This window comes from Methanobrevibacter boviskoreani JH1, assembly GCF_000320505.1.
In the GTDB taxonomy this organism is placed as follows: Archaea; Methanobacteriota; Methanobacteria; order Methanobacteriales; family Methanobacteriaceae; genus Methanarmilla; species Methanarmilla boviskoreani.
Genome location: NZ_BAGX02000001.1, coordinates 48,158 through 66,803, shown reverse-complemented (window position 1 = coordinate 66,803; position 18,646 = coordinate 48,158). Strand labels below are relative to the sequence as shown.

The following is an 18,646-nucleotide window of genomic DNA, read 5'->3' as shown; positions in this document are numbered from 1 at the left end:
ATAATTTAAATTTAAAAAAAAAAAATAAAAAAAAGAACAAATAGCTTCATATTACTTAAAGAAGCTATAAACTTGAAAGTGCAAACAGTCTTTTAGAGAATATCACAAAGAATGGAATAATTAAAAAATTTACAATAAATGAGACTATTCCATTACTAGAAACATCAACAAAGATAAATCTATATATTAAAAATTCTGATAGAACAATGAAAGAGTAAACCATTACTAATTTACATATTCCAATTTTATCAAGTAAGTCCAATATCTCCCTAAAAGCAAATCCACTTTTAAAATTGCCATGGTGATGTGCCAAATTAAGAAGACCGCCCAACATTGTTAAATAGATAAGGCCTACAAAAAACAAACCCATTGCCCTAACAAAGAAATCATATTTATAAAATTCTAATTCAAAACAAAAGAACAATATAACTCCAATTATTATCATGTAAAAAAGAACAACAAGTTCATCTTTTAAGCCATGACGAATTAGATCCAAATAATTAGCGAAAATGGGTGGCTTTTCAGATCCGTCTACTGTCTCCTCAAGAATCTTACAAGAGTAACCGGATTCAATCAAGGAAAAAGCAAATAAAATGACAATAAAAATTAACCCACTTAAGTTTTGAATGTCACTACTTTTAAAAACAGTATCTTCCAAATATGAAATAATATAAAGAAAAACACCCAAAATAAAAATAGCTTTCCAATCAGAAACAGCATATCTAAGACTATTCTTAAATAAATCTATAAACCTATCCATAAATCATCATTTTTTAAAAATAAATTTCACAATACAACAAATTAAAAATTCAGGCAATAAAAAGATTCTATAATAATATATCCCATCATCAATATACAGATATTACTCCCCATTAATCAGCGAAGGAACTATAGTATATATAATAATCATCCAATAAATTGAATAGCTCTTCCTTAGTATTAACCTTAAATAATTTTAATAATGTTTCACGGCTTTTAGGAAAACGTTTGATATAATGTGACACAGGATTTCTAATCTTTCTGATAGCCAAATTCTCATCCTTATTTTCAAGGAAAAGATTAACATGTTCTTTTATAACATTGATTTTCTCTTTAACACTTACGTCCTTAGGTTCCATTCCACTATCCAAGTAATCAACACATTCCCTAATTAACCAGGGGTTTCCAAGTGCTCCCCTACCAATCATTATAGCATCGCAATCTGTTTCATCAATCATTCTCTTAGCATCATAGCATGACTTAATATCACCATTACCAATAACAGGTATGGACAATTCATCTTTTACATCTTTAATTATAGACCAGTCTGCTTTGCCGGCATATCCTTGAGCCCTTGTACGTGGATGGACAGTAACTGCAGATGCACCTGCATCCTCAACAATTTTAGCTATTTCAACTGCATTAATATTATTTTCATCCCAACCACTTCTTATCTTTACAGTAACCGGAATATCAACCGTTTCCACAACTGTTTTAACTATGTCATATGCCCTTTCAGGATCTCTAAGTAATGAACTTCCTGAATTAGAGGTAATTGCAACCTTTTTAACAGGACATCCCATATTAATATCAATGATTTCGGGATTTACATTTTCACATACATATTCTGATGCTATCCTAAATGATTCTGGATCTGGTCCAAAGAGTTGTACAGAGATAGGCCTTTCATAGTCAGTCATATATAACATTTCATGGGTCCTATGATTTGCATATTTAATTGCAATTGTGGAAATCATTTCAGTTCCTATAAGTCCACAGCCCATTGATTTAACAATAGATCTAAATGCAAAATCACATTCGCCAGACATGGGAGCTAGTACAACCTGATTATCCAATTCAAGATTAGAGATTTTCCACTTCATAAAACCACATAAGTTTTTTCTAAACCAATATTAGTTAAATTAAAATCACTTTTAAAATTTAAAGGATTTTATTAAATTAATATAACTATAAATTTTAATAAATTTATCTAAAACATCCATTATTAATTCAATTCTTTTTATGAGATTTTTTAAATTATTTTTTCCTTAACTTAATTTTAATCTCATAAGATTACTTTAAAAACAGTATTCCCACCAAAGTTATCTATTATATCTGTCTTTTTCCCTTTTTAAAATATATAGGATACTTTATTGATTTTAGTATTTAATTTTTATTTAAACAAAAAATAATATAAAACATGATTTTATTAGATGATAACCTACCTAAAATAAATATAATTATAAATAGTATTGAATTATTTAAAAAAATTTAAAATTTAAATAGATATAAAACAAAAATTAAATTAACAGAACAAAAGGGGGGAATAATATGAATAAGAAACGTATAATAGGAATTTTAATAATTCTTATTGTTATAGTTGCAGCTGTAGGGTTATACCTATTCTACAATAACGATGTGGAATACAATAATGTCCAGTTAAGTGACACATGTAGCATAGAGATGCCTGTATCAAACAATATAACCAATAAAACCATTGAAAATATGACTGCATTAAACGATACAGAACATAAAGTTTCCATTCTTTACTACAATAGTTATGATTCCGGACTTGCAGAATCTGTTGCTAAGGCCGTGGTTTATGACACATATTTTGAATCCTACAAAACCGGAGCAATCGACATTACACAGAACGAATCACAATATGTAAATAAAGCAAATAATGATTCTATCTGGTATAATAAAGAGGATAATTATTATATGGCTTCTGTAGGAAATTCAACTACACATGATAACTTATTAGTAATTTCTGAAAATAAGGATATCATTGAACATATCCTAGGCAGCATTAGATATGTTAAAAATAATAATACGGAAAATACGAATTAATTGGTTTCTGATTTTAGAAACCTTTTAATTTTTATGAAAAATAATAATTTATCTAGCAAATATGTAATTTAATAGATAAGAATCAAATAAGAAGGTATTCGATGAAAAATATAAATGTTTTAGATCATCCATTAATAACCCATAAACTTAGTATATTAAGAAGTGTTAATACAGGAACAAAAGAATTCCGGGAACTGATTACAGAGATTTCCACACTCCTAGTATATGAAGCAACCCGTGATGCAGAATTAGAGAAAATCACAATAGAAACACCTTTAGATAAAATGGAAACTGCCATGCTAAATGAGGATAATTATGCAATTGTGCCAATACTTAGAGCAGGAATGGGCATGTTGGAGGGAGTGATAAATGTTATTCCCAATGCAAAAGTAGGTCATATAGGTCTTTATCGTGACGGGGAAACACTAAAACCAGTGAAATATTATTATAAGATGCCGAAAGGAATATCAGAAAGGGAAGTTATAATTATAGATCCAATGCTTGCAACTGGGGGAAGTTCATCAGCAGCCATTAGTATGCTTAAAGAAGATGGAGTAAGTAAGATTAAACTTTTATGTATTGTTGCAGCACCTAAAGGAATTGAAACAATCAATTCAAATCATCCGGATGTTGAAATATTTTGTGCTGCAATAGATAAGGATTTAAATGATAAGGGATACATTCTTCCAGGTCTTGGAGACGCCGGTGATAGAATCTATGGTACAAAATAAAAAAAATTCTTTTTAAAATCATTTTATATATAAATTATTTATCAATTATTACCTATTTTTTCTAATTTTAAAACAAAACGATTACCTTAAGGTAACTAAACTATTTTTATATCTAAAACTATTAATTAAAATTTATAAAATTTTAAGAGGCCATTATGAATAAAGAAGAGAAAGTAGATTTTCTACTAAATGAATTAATATCACAGTTAGATGAAAAGATAGATATTCCCAAAGATTATCAAAGTAAAAGATTACTTTTAAGATCTTTAATGAATATTCGTCTACCAGGACCAATATCCAAGGAATTTCTAGAAGTTCAAGACGAGTTATTAAGTTATGAAACAAATTCTAAAAACTTAATTAGCTCAGATGAAATTAAAGAAACCAAAAGAAATCCCAAAATAGGAATATTTCATGGAGACATTACAGTTTTAAAAGTCGATGCAATTGTAAACGCATGTAATTCAAAACTTCTCGGATGTTTTATTCCACTTCACAGCTGTATTGACAATATAATACACTCTGCGGCAGGAATACAATTAAGATATGACTGTAACAAGATCATGGTAAAACAGGGCCATGATGAAAAGAATGGACAAGCAAAAATAACCAAGGGATACAACTTACCTGCAAAATATGTCATTCATACCATTGGACCTGCTTTAGCACCAGGTGCAAAACCGAACAACAAACAGAAGGAAGAGTTGAAATCATGTTACACCAATTCTTTAAAGGTTGCAGATGAATATAATCTAAAAACAATTGCATTTCCAAACATTTCAACAGGAGTGTTTAATTTTCCAAAAGAAGATGCGGCAAAACTTGCATATGAAGCTGTATCTACCTATCTGAAAAATAATCCAAAAACTGGCATTGAAAAGGTAATCTTTGATGTTTTTGAGGACGAACAACTAAGAATCTATACAGAACTACTTGAAGATTGAATTCAAGAAATTCGATAGATTAAATGAGGAAAAGAAATTCGATTTATTAAAAAATACCAAACTAATATAAAAATATTAAAAGGAGCTAAAATGTTTAACAACTACAATAAAAATATTAAAAAGGCATATGACGCAATTTCCGATGCAGAAAATATAGTCATAGGTGTAGGATCAGGATTATCTGCAGCAGGGGGATTAAACTATGGAAGTCAGGAATTTTTTAAAGGACATTATCCACAATATGCCAGATTAGGCTATAAAACCATTGTAGAGATTATGGGAAAATTCTGGATGAATATAGATAAAGAGAACGCCTGTAAATACTGGGGATTCTGGTCCCACCACATTAACGAAATAAGGTACAAAACACCGGCAACGGAACCATATCTCAATTTATACAAATTAGTTAAAGATAAGAACTATTACATTATATCAACAAATGTGGATTATCAACTTGAAAAGGCAGGATTTTCACAGGACAAAATATTTGAACCTCAGGGACAATATTCCCAGTTCCAATGTATCATCCCTTGCTCTAACGAGGTTTACTACAATGAGAAATACATCAAATCAATGGTAAAAAATAAAGTAGATGACTATACCATTAGTAGTGATGATATCCCCTATTGTCCTAATTGTGGAGAATTTTTAATCCAAAACCTTAGATGTGATAATAGGTTTGTTGAAGAACCTAATTATAAAAACTATAACAATTACGTGGAATTTATTAAGGATTCATTAGATAAAAACACGGTATTATTAGAATTAGGTGTGGGATATAATACACCGACTATAATTAGATTCCCATTCGAACAATACTCCTACAGATATTTAAATATGACATTAATTAGAATGAATCTGGGGGATGCACGCATTCCAAGTGAAATAAATAAAAGAATATCAATTGACAATGATTTAAATAAATCGTTAAAGGACATTGTTGATTTAATATAATTCTTATTTTTCAATTTTTAAAAATACTATTTCTTCATACCTTAACAGATTGAAGAATACAGAATTCAAACTAAAACATTTTAAAGTTAAGTTTAAATTCTTTAATTTAAAAATAAGTTAGATAAAACTCATTTCTACACTTAAAACAATACTCAAATATTAATTATACCGTCTTTTTTTAAAGATTCCCATAAATTCAGATCATCAAAAAGGAAAAAACAATTGTTTTTTTAAGGTAACCTTACAGTTACATTACCTGATGGTTACAAAAACCATTTATAAGTAATTATACAAATAAGAAATTGTAAATCATGTATAAAAGAGATAATAATTAACCTATAACTATATGATTAATGTTTTAAACAACATAAGTTACCAAAAAGTAACAAAAACTCTTTATATATGGCATTACAAATAACAAACTGTAAAACATATGTAAAAGACAAAACAGGTAACACACAAATACTAAATAATGTAAAAAAACATTACAAGTTACCAAAAAGTTACAAAAATTCTTTATATATGTTTAATTATACAATTAAATGCAAATAAAAGAAATTAAGATTAAACAAAAAATATTTTATTTAATATTAAATGTTTAAGATCAAAGATTTAAGATAAAAGGATGTGAATCATTATGTTAAAATTTTTAGAAGAAAACCCACTTGTATACATAGCAACTAAAGGATTAGACGGAGAAGCAAAAGTAAGACCAATACTCTACTACTTCCAAGAAAACAACAAACCATACTTCTGCACAGCAAACACAAAACCAGTATACAAAGAATTACAAGCAGATCCAAAATTCGAACTTACAACAGCAACCCCAGAATATGAATGGTTAAGAGTAAGCGGAGAAGTAGAATTCATAGACGACCTTGAATTAAAACAGAAAGTAATCGACTCAAACGAACTTGTGAAAACATTATACCAAACAGCAGACAACCCAACATTCGAAGTATTCACCTTCTCAGGAAAAGCAACAATAGCAGACTTCTCAGGAAACCCACCAAGACACTACGAAATATAAAATAGAAAAAATTTAAAATTTAAAGAAGAAATTAATAGCAAACTACTAATTTCTTAAAATAAAACTTTTTTTAATATATTTTAACCAATAATAAAATAATCTACTAGTTTTAATATTTTTTAACTGATTTAATTTAATAGAAAACCATTCATTATTATACCTATTAAACAATAGAATCATTTAACTGGTTTAGCCAATAATAAAACCACTTTACCATTTTAAATTATTGATAAACACCTCATTCAAACTAATAAAACTATTTTACTATTTTAAATTATTGATAAACACCTCATCCAATGGTTTTGAATTATCCAAACAATGATTGAATAGTTTACGGGCCCACCTAATATTTTCTACAGATTTACCATACATCATGTTCCCAATATCACAGTTTAAATTAAAATCAAAAAGATTTAATGACATGAAATTATTTCCGATATTTAAAAAGAAGTTGAAGTCACTTTCCGGAATATAAATATTCACATCATCTGATTCCATTAATAGTTTCAGAAAATCCCTGTAATTTAATAATAACTCTTCTAAGATTTCGTTGTTAATAATTAGATTAAGTTTAAAATCAGAAGAGGATTTTACAAAATCACACAGTATTTTAATATGTTCTGGCGAACAGATAGAAAGTATTGAATCAAGTTTATCAGAATTCAAGACAAGTTCCTCATATATTCTAAAGGATTTATCAGGATATAAATTATCATATTTTTGTAGTTTAGAATCTTTTAAAAGATATAGATCATTAAAAAGATTTAAGGGAATTTGTTCTATCCTATGATTATCCCAAAAAAGATCCATATCCCTATTAGGCCAACAATCTAAAAAATTTATAAAGTTTACAGCCACAATTTTACCCTCAGATGATAGAACATAGAGCCCATCCTTGTTTATCCTTATCATCTGATTATCCTCTAAAAACTTTAAAGCATTAGAAACAGATGAGCCAAAACCGTGTTTTTTCAAATCATTCATTGTTTTAGGTCCTTCAATAATATCCAGAAATATTAATGATTTAATATGAGATCTTAATATTTTATTTAATTTAATGTTTAAATCAAAGTTAAAATTAGTCATATTATCACTTTAAAACATCTAATGTAAAACCAATATCATTCAGCCAATGAGCCGTATTTTATTCCACCCTTTTCAAAACAATTATTAAAAACAGATTTAGCCCATTTTAAAGACAAATCATTGTTAGATATGATTACATTATTCTTATCAACTATTCCTGTTTCATGGAATAAATTGAAAGCCATCATAAAATCATTTACAAAAAGGTTTAAATGAATCTTATCGGATGTCGCAAGAAAGTAAAATCTTTTATCCATGAAGGCTTTGTTAATAAGATCCCTATCAAAACTATCTATAAATTTAACCCTAATCTCTTGGGGGATAATCAGTTTTACGGGAATATGTTCACTCAATAATTCGGAAATTATCTCAACATATCTTAGATTAAGTTCTGAGAATATAAAATAGAGAAACTTACTGTTTTTCATATTATCAATTAATAGTTTATCTATTGCAAAAACATCTTTTCTGGATATTTGCATTAATTTAGAATCTTTTAGATAGTTAAAACTTAAGATATTGTCTATTGAAAAATCATCCACAATATGATTCGCTAAAATATACTGATAATTATCTGCAATATTAAAAATATCCGTTAGTTTAAAGAGTAGCTGCAACTTAATCTTTCCACTTGCGCCAACATAATAATAGGATTTATGTTTAAAAACATACTCCTCTTTAAGTAAAACTTTAAAGTTATTGCTTATTGTCGGATAGCTTAGATTAACTTTCTCATGTATCTCTTTTACATTAGCCTCTTCTTGATTAAAAAGGAAATATAAAATTTTAATCCTATTAGGATTGGAAATTGTTGAAATCTCATCCCAGATAGCATTTAGTTTATCAATATATTCATCTTTCAATAATCCACCACATGTTTTTTTAAATGTTTTCATTTCGTTTTACCTCTTAATTTTTTAGATTAAAAAATGAAAATTACATATAAAATAAAACAAACCCTTGATATCAAAAATGAAAAAATTCTTAAACCTGAGAAATTTTATTAAAACAAATCATGTTTAAGCAATTATATTAAAAGTGTTTTAAAAATAATTATTAAAGATATTAATAATAATCAAATAAAAGTTGTAGAAATTAATATATAAAGCTTTTTCTAAAAGTTATAAAAACTTTCATGGTTCGATGTATATCAAACAGTATTAAATAAGCAATTTTCTTAGAAGTTTTCAATGAAAAATTAAAAAATAAGAAATAAACCATTATAAAACGTCAATAGATAAAATATAATTGAAGATTTTTTATAAAAAATAAATCTAAATTTAAAATATTAAAAAATAAGCCAATTAGACAGAATAAAAAAATTAGCATTATTTTAAAAAAATCACATGATTTAAAAAGGATATTCAAATAAAGTCCAATAAAATATAGAGATAATTAAATTTAAAGAGGAGATTTAAATTATATTAAATAATTAAAAACTAAAAAAAGATTAAAAACTATAAAAAAATTTAAACAAAACATATAAAAAATAAGATAGTCTATTATAGGATTATTCAAGTAATTCTATACAAAATACGCCAATTAAAATTAAAAGGAATATTTTCTAACAAGTAAATTTAAAAGAATTATATAAAAAAATAAAGCTTTAAGTTTATAAAATACATATCATTATCTGAAGTGGTAAATATGATTGATACTCACACACATTGTGATTCAAGAAGTAGTGAAGATTTTGAAAAGATGTATGTAAGCGGAATTGATACAGCAATTACCTGTGCATTCTATCCATATAAATTAATGAATGAAACGGTATACTTAAACCATCTTGAAAGAATCTTAAAATATGATACTAAACGTGCGGCAGAATATGGTCTTGATCTTAAGGTAGCATTAGGTATTCATCCTGCAAATGCAAATATTAAACCTGATTTAATTTATGAAAATTTATACAAGTATATTGAGAAAAAACAGATAGTCGCAATTGGAGAAATTGGTCTTGAGGATTTGACAGATCAAGAAATCAAGGTTTTTATAGATCAATTAAAAATAGCTGATGAGACAAATACTAAAGTTATCATACATACACCTAGAAAACATAAAAAAGAGGTATTAAAAGAAATCAAAAGTATTGTTCTAGATACAATAGACCCTAAACTTGTTGTAATAGATCATGTTAATAAAGATGTGGTTAATGATGTGATTGATGAGGATTTTACATTAGGCCTTACAGTACAGCCTCAGAAAATGGAAGTATCTGAAGCTGTTGATATTCTGGACGAACATGGCTTTAAAAAATTCTTGTTAAATAGTGACATTAGTAATAAACCTTCCAATCCATTATCTGTTCCACTTACCGTCAGAACACTTAAAAAACTAGGATATCCTAAAAAGGATATCAAGAAGGTTTCACATAAGAATGCTGAGAAATTCTTTAAAATTTAATCTTTCTTTTTTCTTTTTAGATAAAACTCTCTTTTTTAAAAAACTTGCACAAGTAGAATAAATAATTCCATAAAAAAAACTTATTTTTATATTTTAGTATAGTCAGTAAAATCATATTGCCAATCTTTAAAAAAAAAAGCACCATAAAATAATTTTAAAAATACAATATCTAAAAAAATTAAACATTAAAACAAACACAGAGAATTAACTCTACAAAATAATAGTTTTTATAAAGAATATAAAAAAAGTAAAACAGAAAAAAATAGAATGGTAATTAATTAAAAATCCTTAAAATAATTTAAAATATTAAAAAAAGTTTTAAAAACTATTTTTTAACAACATTAACTTTTTCCGGAGTTATAAGGATTAAAGTTTTATCTGAACTTTTATTAAGTAAAATAGCTTGAGCATTATAATCTTTTCTAAGTGATTTAAGCATTTCACCAGCTATTCTAAAGTCTCCACGATTATTTTTAATTAATCTGGACAGATCAATAATTACAGGATTATTTTCTTCACATACCTGATCGAAAACATAATCCATATCATCGGTATCCTCAGGTTTAATTAAAATAATTTCATATAAACTTTGTTCCGGTGTAATTGAGAAGTCATCATCATATGAATTATAGTTAGTATAATTATAGAATTGATTAACCCCATTGCTACCGGAATTATATTGTGGTGAGGATCTAGCACCATAAGAAAGATCATTAGGATTGGTTCTTACATTGTTTTGCTGATTTTGAGAACCTTCAAATCCCAAACTCCTTTTCAAATCATCTACAAAACTCATTTTCTATTCCTCAAAATAATCTAAAATTGCATCTAATAATTTAGGAGCGCCACCATTACGCATATCTACAGCAGGTAAATTATACTTCTCTTCAAAATCTTCCAGTTTTAAATCGTCTGCATTTCTAAGGTTGATTGAAAGACCAACAACTTTTGTAGGTTCAACAGCTTCAATAGCTCTTATTTCATTTTCAATGCCTCTAGGCTCACGGTATGGATGGTTTGGTCTGTGACCGACAATGACTGCATCCGGATGAGCACCAACCAAGATTGAAGCAGATAGACCTCTTGGGTGTGGGTTTCCGTCTTCAGTTAAACTAGATTGACTTTCCACAAAAATAATCTCAGGATTATCCCTCTCATCAATATATTTAATTGCACCTAATACAGCAGCAGGAACATCCATAACAGATAGACTACCTGCTCTAAAATTAAAATCTGTAGGTGGTTCTAATCCCATTTCATCTGTTGAAATAATTCCTACCTTCATACCCCTATTTCTAGCTTCCTGACCTAAAAGTCTGGTAGTGGTTCTTTTACCACATTCCTGGGAAGTTCCTCCAACCAGTACGACTTTAGCCTTAGGAGCATAAGAGATTTTAGGTAAAACTTCAGTAGCTCTCTCAGGAGCTACCCCCATTATTTTTTTAACAACATCCAATCTGGAATTAATTTCCTTAATTACTACCCCTTTAGAATTTGCAAATTTAACTAATGAAATATTATCTTGAACAGATAATGATCTAAATGAACAGATAACATTCAAGCCTGCATCAATAGCCTGTACTGCATATTTAAGTGCAGAACCTTCAGCACCAATAGGTAACATGATAGCTATACTTTTAGCTGAATTATCTTGTTTCAATGCAGCATCTAAAGAATCTGCCACTGTAAAGCCCATAAATTCTGTACCTTGTTTATTTACATCATCATCAATAAATCCTACTGTTTCAACACCTTCAAGATTGGAGAATTTTTCACCTCCCCCTCCACATCCAACAACTATAAATGGATTTAAGTTTTGAATTTCTTTAACTGAAGCTATAGAAAACAATGTACCACTCCTAAAATATTTTATAAAATCTAAGATAATTACAATAAAAATAAATTTATATACAAAATATGTATAAAATTAGATTATAATTCTTACTGAGTAAATTTATTTATTTTATTATTATTAAATATTATTATATAATCATATGTTTATATATTAGCAAATACATTATCTAAAAAATAAACAAAAATTAATCTTAAAAAAAATTAAATTCAAATTTTAATGAGGTGATTACATGGCTGAAATGAGAATTGATTGTCCAGTTTGTGGTGTGAAAAATGGAGCCATATCCAAGATTGATACTACAAACATCCCCTACTTTGGAGAAGTTGTAGAAAGCTCAATTCAATGCGAACACTGTGGATTTAAACATAGCGATGTAATGTCTGTTGAGAAAAATGATCCTGCAAAACACATACTAAAGATAAGTAAAGACAACCTGGATTCCAGGGTAGTAAGATCACAAACTTCCACTGTTTCAATACCTGAGGCAGGAATAAAAGTAGAACCCGGCCCAAAATCACAAGGATATGTATCCAATGTTGAAGGAGTTATTACACGATTTATAAGTGCAACACAAAGAGCAAAAGCACTTTACGATGATGAGGAATCAATTAAAAATATTGAAACAACCAGAAATTTCTTAGACAATATTTTAGAAGGTGAGGTTGAGGGTACTTTGATTATACAAGACCCATATGGTCAAAGTAAAATAGCTGATCTTAAAGCCGAAACAGTTCCCTTAACTGAAGAGGAGCTTGAAAACCTTACAACAGGTTTTACAATATTAGATAAAGATGACATAGATAAGGAGGATTAATCTTCCTTATCGTTCCTACCAATTCCAATTAAAATTTTTTTCAATATAATAGTAAATAGTTAAATTCCCTTTGACTATTTAAATTACTTTTTTTAATACCAATATTAAACAGCAAATTAAATTCCTTTTAACTGATTTTCAAAGTATTTTTTTATATATACCGAAAAACCAATGCTATTAATTGACTTTTAAATACAATACTTCTTTTAAAATTAATAATCAGCTAGATTCAATAGGATTAAAAAAAACAACGGTAAAAATAGATTCCAATTGATTTATCAATTCAAAAACAAGAATTAAAATATAAAAATAAGATTAATATCGAATGATAGTTGGTTTAAAATAAAAAAAATTATTTAAATAATAATAAATTAATAAAAAATAGAATTAATCGTTTAAAAATTAATAGTTGGTTTAAAATAAAAAAAGATAAAATGAATTTAATTATTCTTCATTAAATTCACTGTCATCTTCCCCAAAGACACTTAAGTTTTCCTCTTCCTCAGGAGTATCTTTTATTTTAAAGGTTCTTTTTACATCCATGGATAATGCATCACAATCTGCTTTGATTGCATCGAGATGTAATAGAATTCTTTGTTTTTCTTGATTAATTCTTTTGACATTAGTGTATGGGTAAATACATTCTTTTAACATTTCATATTGAATAGTGGTATATGGATATTCATTTAATTGTACACATACATTTTTAAGAATGTCGCCTAAAAATTTGTTCATTTCTACTTTAACCCTTTCCTTAATCATTTTGTCATCATCAAGGTTTTCTTTCATTAAACGAACAACTTCAGCTTTAGCAAATGGTAAAGATTCATCCTCTTCTTCTTCAGAATCAACTCCTGCATCCACAACTGTTTCATTAACTTCCTCAGTTTCAATGTTTTCTTCACCATTAAATTCATTTTCATCAAAATCTTCAGCCATATTTAGACTCCTAAAAATTTTTTAAAATAAAAAATACTATATTGAAAATAAGAAAACTTCACTAAAAAATTCAAGTAAAAGTTAATCTTACCAATATCTACTATTAAATTATGTTTAAAATAATATATAAATATAATGTTTATTTAAAAGAAAATATCATTATTTTTATAGATATATTATCACATATTAAAATTATTATAGCCGAAATTAATATAATGAAAAGTATAGAATTTTGATATTTAACTTTTATAAAATCATTGAAAAATGAGAAACAATTACAGTTTTAATAAAAAAAATAGTGATTAAAAAATATGTATAGAAATAGCAGAAAATGTTTTAAGAGGGAGTAGTAAGTTTTAAACCTACAATTCCAACTATTACAAGAGATAAAAAGAATATTCTAATCAGATCCCTAGGTTCATTAAAGAAAATCATTCCAACAATACATATACTTACAGCACCAATTGCGGTCCAACATGCATATGCTGTACCCATTGGAATAGACCTGTAAGAAAATGATAAAAACAGCATGCTTAGAATCAATGCAATGATAAATCCGATTGTGGGAACAATCTTAGTAAAACTATCTGAAAGCTTTAATGAAACAGCCCACAACATTTCAAAAATTCCCGCTATACATAAGTAGATCCATGGATTCATAATATACCTCAATTAAAATTAATCTAAAGATTTTACAACCTTTAAACTATAATCCAAGCTTCGTGTAGAGTGGGTTAATGCACCTAATGATATAATATCTATATTGAGCTTTGCATAATCCATAATATTATCTGATGTAATTCCACCGGAGATTTCAATTAAAACATTGTCCCTTAAATCGAGTTCTTCTAATTTTTCGATACACTCCTGAGCCTTATCTGGATAGAAGTTATCGAGCATTATAATATCCGCACCCAAACCAGCAACATTTATTGCATCCTCAATAGTTTCGACTTCAATCTCTATTTTTTTAGAGAAACTGACATTATCTAATGCTCTTTTTAAAGCCTCCTCAACAGATCCAACAGCTGCAATATGGTTATCCTTAATTAAAACCATATCGTCCAGGCCATAACGATGGGAATCTCCCCCACCAATAGTTATAGCCTCCTTATCAAATACCGAAAAACCCGGAGATGTCTTACGTGTTCCTGCAATACGGAGATTAGGATTCACATCATGTACCTTTCTACAAATGTCATTAGTAGCTGTTGCAACACCAGACATCCTCATTGTAATATTCAATGCTGTTCTCTCAAGAAGCAGTATTTTACGGGCATTACCTTTTAATTTAAATAATATATCTCCCTTTTCAATTAGATTTCCGTCTTCAACTAATTTAACTGTTTTGATTCCTTCCTCAAGAAACATCTCCTCAACAATATCCATTCCTGCAGCTACACCTACATCTTTAGATACAATAATTGCATAAATTTCTTGATCTTTTGGTATTAATGCTTCAGAGGTAATATCTCCAAAACCTTTATCCTCTTTTAACATATCTTCAATAAATCTATCCATATAATCACGATTTTAATTTATAAAAATCCATCAATATTAGAAAAAAATATTATTTTATACAAATATATATTATACTAACATATACTAATAATTTTATAAACAAGAGTATAGATTTTAGAATTTAAAGGTTTACTAATAAAATAAACTATTTTAAGATGTATAGAACCTTCTAAAATTTAAGAACACAATATCTTTATAAAATTTCAGATTTTTTAAAAGGGATAAAATGGAAATAACGTTTTTAGGAACAGCTTCTGCAATTCCTTCAAAAAATAGAAACCATACATCAATAGCTGTTAAAGGATTCGGTGAAACATTCCTATTCGATTGTGGTGAAGGAACTCAAAGACAATTAAACTTTACAAACATCTCACCTATGAAAATAGATAAGATTTTTATAAGCCATCTCCATGGAGATCATATTTTAGGTCTTCCGGGACTTATACAATCCATGGGATTCAGGGGAAGGGAAAAACCATTATATATCTATGGACCTAAGGGACTTCTAAAAATTAAAAATTGTCTGTTTAACAATGGCATTAATCCTGTAAATTATGAGGTTAATATTATTGAGGTTGAGGAAGGAACATTAATCGAAACAGAGGAGTACATAATCAAAACAATAAAAACAAAGCATAACCAAGTGAATTATTCCTATTCCATTGAAGAGAAGAAAAAACCTAGATTTTTAAGGGAAAAGGCCATTGAACTTGGAGTTGAGGTCGGACCTGATTTCGGACGCCTACACAATGGAGAAACCATAGAGGTTAATGGAAAGATCATAAAACCCGAACAAGTTTTAGGTCCGCCACGTAAAGGTAAGAAATTAACTTACTCCGGTGATACAAGACCCTGTAAAAACATGGTTAAGCTAGCCAAAGACAGCTCACTTCTTATTCATGAAGGAACGTTTATTGAAACAGATAAAGATAAAGCTATTGAAAATGGTCATTCAACAGCACTTGAAGCTGCAAAGATTGCAAAAGAGGCAAATGTGGAAAAATTGATTATAACCCACTTTAGTAATCGCTATACGAATTTAAAGCCACATCTAAAAGAGGCCCAGGAAGTTTTTAAAAATACTGAAATAGCCCATGACTTTATGACCATTGAAATTTAAATTAGAAACTAGAAACTGATACTGAAATAGCCCAGGACCTGAAATCTAAATTAGAGATTAAATATTGAAATTAGATAATAGGAAAATAAGTTAAATATTAAGAGTTTCAATAAACTTAATAGTATATTATTTTTATAAAAATCGATAAAGGTGCTACAATGTTGAATATAATTACAATGATAACAAATCCCCAAAATGCATATGAAAAAGTGTTTTTTGTTATCATAATAATCATATTCTCCACAGTTCTTTTAAGATTAATTACTTATACATTAAAACATCTTAAAAGAAAAACCGAAATCGACATGACTTTACCTTATCTCATAAGGGATTTATTACAGTACATTATTTACTTTGTGGCGATAATACTTATCTTAGATATTTATGGGATTAACGTTCAAGGAATATTAGTAAGTATTGGAATTGTAGGTATTATAATAGGTTTTGCGGCAAAGGATATCATTTCTAACTTTATGAGCGGTATGTTCCTTGTAACGGATAAAACCATTAAGGTTGGAGATGAGATTGTGGTTGAAAATGTTAAAGGTGTTGTAACAGACATTACCTTTAGAAAACTTACGCTTCTAACTGCCGATAATGTGGTGGTAACTGTTCCAAACTCCCTGTTAAGTTCAAAGGTATATAAAAACAATACTAATGAACATACTGTAAAGCTCACATTACCAATTCTAATAAATCATTCCATTGATACTGAGGACTTTGAGAGGAAAGTTATCAGGGAATGTGAGAAGTTTGATTTTGTATTGAATAAAAAAAATAATAAGCTGGTCGTTTTAGATATTAATGAATTTGGGGTTAATGGAAAATTATCAATTGAAATTACCGATAAGGAAAATATGGAAAAATATCGATTGATTATTGCAAACACTGCAAGAAAAGTGTTAAATGAAATGGCCAACAAAGATAATCCGAAACCAGACAAAATACAATAAAATTAAAATTTTTTTATAATCTGAATTTTCAAAATTTTTGAAAATTCCTATTTTTACTTTAAATCTAAAATAAAAGATTTTTAGCTGTTTTTAAAAATTTTCAAAATTTTATACTATACTATAAATCAATTAAGTATATAAACCACTAAATACAATAAAAATTAATAGTTTAAAAAAATATTATTTTTTAATAAAGAGATGTAAAAATCAAAAAAATTCAAGTGATGAAGAATGTTAAATGACTTACAAAAAGAGATAATAGAATTAAAAGAAGAGAAAAATGCAATAATACTTGCACACAACTATCAAAAAAAGAAAGTTCAGGAAATTGCAGATTTTATTGGAGACTCCTTAGAGTTGTGTCAAAAAGCAAGCCAGATTGAAGACAAGGATATTGTCGTTTTCTGTGGTGTGGACTTTATGGCAGAAACAGCCCATATATTAAATCCCAATAAAAAGATTTTAATTCCAAATGCCGAGGCAGACTGTCCAATGGCAAATATGTTATCTGCAGATCAGATAAGGGAAGCTAAAAAACAATATCCCGATGCTGCTGTAGCATTATATGTAAACAGTACAGCAGATGCAAAAGCTGAAAGTGATATTCTTGTAACATCCGGAAATGCTAAGAAGGTTATAAACACAATTGATGAGGACACCGTACTATTTGGACCAGATACAAATCTTGCAAAATATACAGAACAGTTTACCGACAAAAAGATCATACCTATTCCAGGAGACGGACACTGTTTTGTCCATAAGATGTTTACAATAGAAGACATTGAAAAGGCAAGAGAAAAATACCCTGATGCACAGATTATTGTTCATCCGGAATGTAATAAAGAGGTTCAAGATGCCGCAGATTATGTATTAAGTACCGGTGGAATGATGAAACACGTTAAAGAAAATGACGGTGTATTTGTACTTGGTACAGAAGTAGACATGATATCAAGACTTGAACTTGAAGTTCCGGATAAGGAATATTATCCTTTACGTGAGGATGCCGTATGTGGAACTATGAAATTACACACACTTAAATTGATTAAAGAGTGTCTTGAAAATGAGGAACCTGAAATTAAGTTAAGTGACGAATTAGCCGAAAAATGTAGAAAATCTGTTGAAAGGATGTTAGAAGCTTCCAAATAATCCCATTTAAAGATTATTTTTACATCTTTTTATTTAGTTTCAAAATAAAATTTCAGATACTAGTTTTAAATAGTAAAAAAGATATATTAATAAAGGGCTTATATTAACTAGCCCAATATTTATTGAAAATAGTAGAGTGCATATTTAAACTTTTTTTAAATAATTAGATATTCACCCCCTTTTCTAATACTCTACTATTTCTAAATATTTATACAATATGATAGAAACAATAATTGATAATATTTCTTTAATCAAGATACTAATTTTAGCAATAAGAATTTTTAAAAAGATATAAGTTTCTTATGGAAAAATCAAAATAGC

At 28.0% G+C, this 18,646-nt stretch carries 19 protein-coding genes; 10 read left to right on the top strand and 9 right to left on the bottom strand.

What is annotated here, in order from left to right:
• Positions 1-64: 64 nt before the first annotated feature.
• A complete protein-coding gene (locus ON24_RS08880; RefSeq protein ID WP_050553503.1) occupies positions 65-760 on the bottom strand; it encodes a DUF4013 domain-containing protein in 696 nt (231 codons plus the stop codon).
• Between the two features lie 112 nt (positions 761-872).
• Complete coding sequence (gene dusB, locus ON24_RS00310) at positions 873-1,862, bottom strand: tRNA dihydrouridine synthase DusB (RefSeq protein WP_040681549.1); 990 nt, start codon at positions 1,860-1,862, stop codon at positions 873-875.
• A 448-nt stretch (positions 1,863-2,310) separates the two neighbouring features.
• Here dusB and ON24_RS00305 point away from each other — a divergent pair, with 448 nt between their 5' ends.
• From ON24_RS00305 to ON24_RS00285, 5 genes are all read left to right on the top strand, one after another.
• Entirely contained in the window at positions 2,311-2,829 is a 519-nt protein-coding gene (locus ON24_RS00305) for a hypothetical protein (RefSeq protein ID WP_040681548.1), read from the top strand.
• Between the two features lie 101 nt (positions 2,830-2,930).
• Complete coding sequence (gene upp, locus ON24_RS00300) at positions 2,931-3,560, top strand: uracil phosphoribosyltransferase (protein WP_040681547.1); 630 nt, start codon at positions 2,931-2,933, stop codon at positions 3,558-3,560.
• Positions 3,561-3,715: 155 nt separating this feature from the next.
• Positions 3,716-4,504, top strand: a complete 789-nt coding sequence (locus ON24_RS00295) for a protein-ADP-ribose hydrolase (RefSeq protein ID WP_040681546.1) — start codon at positions 3,716-3,718, stop codon at positions 4,502-4,504.
• A 90-nt stretch (positions 4,505-4,594) separates the two neighbouring features.
• Positions 4,595-5,458: an SIR2 family NAD-dependent protein deacylase gene (locus ON24_RS00290; RefSeq protein WP_040681545.1), complete on the top strand. Its 864-nt coding sequence runs from the start codon at positions 4,595-4,597 to the stop codon at positions 5,456-5,458.
• 637 nt (positions 5,459-6,095) lie between these two features.
• Positions 6,096-6,488 (top strand): pyridoxamine 5'-phosphate oxidase family protein, encoded by a 393-nt coding sequence (locus ON24_RS00285; protein WP_040681544.1) that lies wholly within the window; start codon positions 6,096-6,098, stop codon positions 6,486-6,488.
• A gap of 264 nt (positions 6,489-6,752) precedes the next feature.
• Here the strand turns inward: ON24_RS00285 and ON24_RS00280 are convergent, their stop codons facing one another.
• Together ON24_RS00280 and ON24_RS00275 are read right to left on the bottom strand one after the other, a co-directional pair.
• Positions 6,753-7,574 (bottom strand): helix-turn-helix transcriptional regulator, encoded by an 822-nt coding sequence (locus tag ON24_RS00280; protein WP_040681543.1) that lies wholly within the window; start codon positions 7,572-7,574, stop codon positions 6,753-6,755.
• A gap of 35 nt (positions 7,575-7,609) precedes the next feature.
• Positions 7,610-8,470, bottom strand: a complete 861-nt coding sequence (locus tag ON24_RS00275; protein WP_040681542.1) for a transcriptional regulator FilR1 domain-containing protein — start codon at positions 8,468-8,470, stop codon at positions 7,610-7,612.
• Positions 8,471-9,221: 751 nt separating this feature from the next.
• On the opposite strand from ON24_RS00275, the gene ON24_RS00270 reads away from it, so the two are divergent.
• Positions 9,222-9,977 (top strand): TatD family hydrolase, encoded by a 756-nt coding sequence (locus ON24_RS00270; RefSeq protein ID WP_016358935.1) that lies wholly within the window; start codon positions 9,222-9,224, stop codon positions 9,975-9,977.
• 325 nt (positions 9,978-10,302) lie between these two features.
• Here ON24_RS00270 and ON24_RS09060 read toward each other — a convergent pair whose 3' ends face one another.
• Together ON24_RS09060 and ON24_RS00260 are read right to left on the bottom strand one after the other, a co-directional pair.
• Positions 10,303-10,773 (bottom strand): cell division protein SepF, encoded by a 471-nt coding sequence (locus ON24_RS09060; protein ID WP_016358936.1) that lies wholly within the window; start codon positions 10,771-10,773, stop codon positions 10,303-10,305.
• 3 nt (positions 10,774-10,776) lie between these two features.
• On the bottom strand, positions 10,777-11,826 hold the full coding sequence (locus ON24_RS00260) for a DUF1611 domain-containing protein (protein ID WP_040681541.1): 1,050 nt from the start codon (positions 11,824-11,826) through the stop codon (positions 10,777-10,779).
• A gap of 235 nt (positions 11,827-12,061) precedes the next feature.
• On the opposite strand from ON24_RS00260, the gene ON24_RS00255 reads away from it, so the two are divergent.
• Positions 12,062-12,646, top strand: a complete 585-nt coding sequence (locus tag ON24_RS00255) for a ZPR1 zinc finger domain-containing protein (RefSeq protein WP_040681540.1) — start codon at positions 12,062-12,064, stop codon at positions 12,644-12,646.
• 444 nt (positions 12,647-13,090) lie between these two features.
• Here ON24_RS00255 and ON24_RS00250 read toward each other — a convergent pair whose 3' ends face one another.
• The 3 genes from ON24_RS00250 to nadC form a co-directional block, all read right to left on the bottom strand.
• Complete coding sequence (locus ON24_RS00250) at positions 13,091-13,585, bottom strand: hypothetical protein (protein WP_016358939.1); 495 nt, start codon at positions 13,583-13,585, stop codon at positions 13,091-13,093.
• A 336-nt stretch (positions 13,586-13,921) separates the two neighbouring features.
• The gene (locus ON24_RS00245) at positions 13,922-14,245 is read right to left on the bottom strand and encodes a DMT family transporter (protein ID WP_040681539.1); all 324 of its coding nucleotides are present in this window, start codon (positions 14,243-14,245) and stop codon (positions 13,922-13,924) included.
• A gap of 18 nt (positions 14,246-14,263) precedes the next feature.
• The gene (gene nadC, locus ON24_RS00240) at positions 14,264-15,106 is read right to left on the bottom strand and encodes a carboxylating nicotinate-nucleotide diphosphorylase (RefSeq protein ID WP_040681538.1); all 843 of its coding nucleotides are present in this window, start codon (positions 15,104-15,106) and stop codon (positions 14,264-14,266) included.
• A 226-nt stretch (positions 15,107-15,332) separates the two neighbouring features.
• On the opposite strand from nadC, the gene rnz reads away from it, so the two are divergent.
• The 3 genes from rnz (at position 15,333) to nadA (ending at position 18,325) form a co-directional block, all read left to right on the top strand.
• Positions 15,333-16,226 carry a ribonuclease Z gene (rnz, locus tag ON24_RS00235; protein ID WP_016358942.1) on the top strand — a complete coding sequence of 298 codons (894 nt, stop codon included), beginning with the start codon at positions 15,333-15,335 and terminating at the stop codon, positions 16,224-16,226.
• Positions 16,227-16,384: 158 nt separating this feature from the next.
• Positions 16,385-17,179, top strand: a complete 795-nt coding sequence (locus ON24_RS00230; RefSeq protein ID WP_016358943.1) for a mechanosensitive ion channel family protein — start codon at positions 16,385-16,387, stop codon at positions 17,177-17,179.
• A 231-nt stretch (positions 17,180-17,410) separates the two neighbouring features.
• Complete coding sequence (gene nadA / locus ON24_RS00225) at positions 17,411-18,325, top strand: quinolinate synthase NadA (RefSeq protein WP_040681537.1); 915 nt, start codon at positions 17,411-17,413, stop codon at positions 18,323-18,325.
• Positions 18,326-18,646 lie beyond the last annotated feature (321 nt).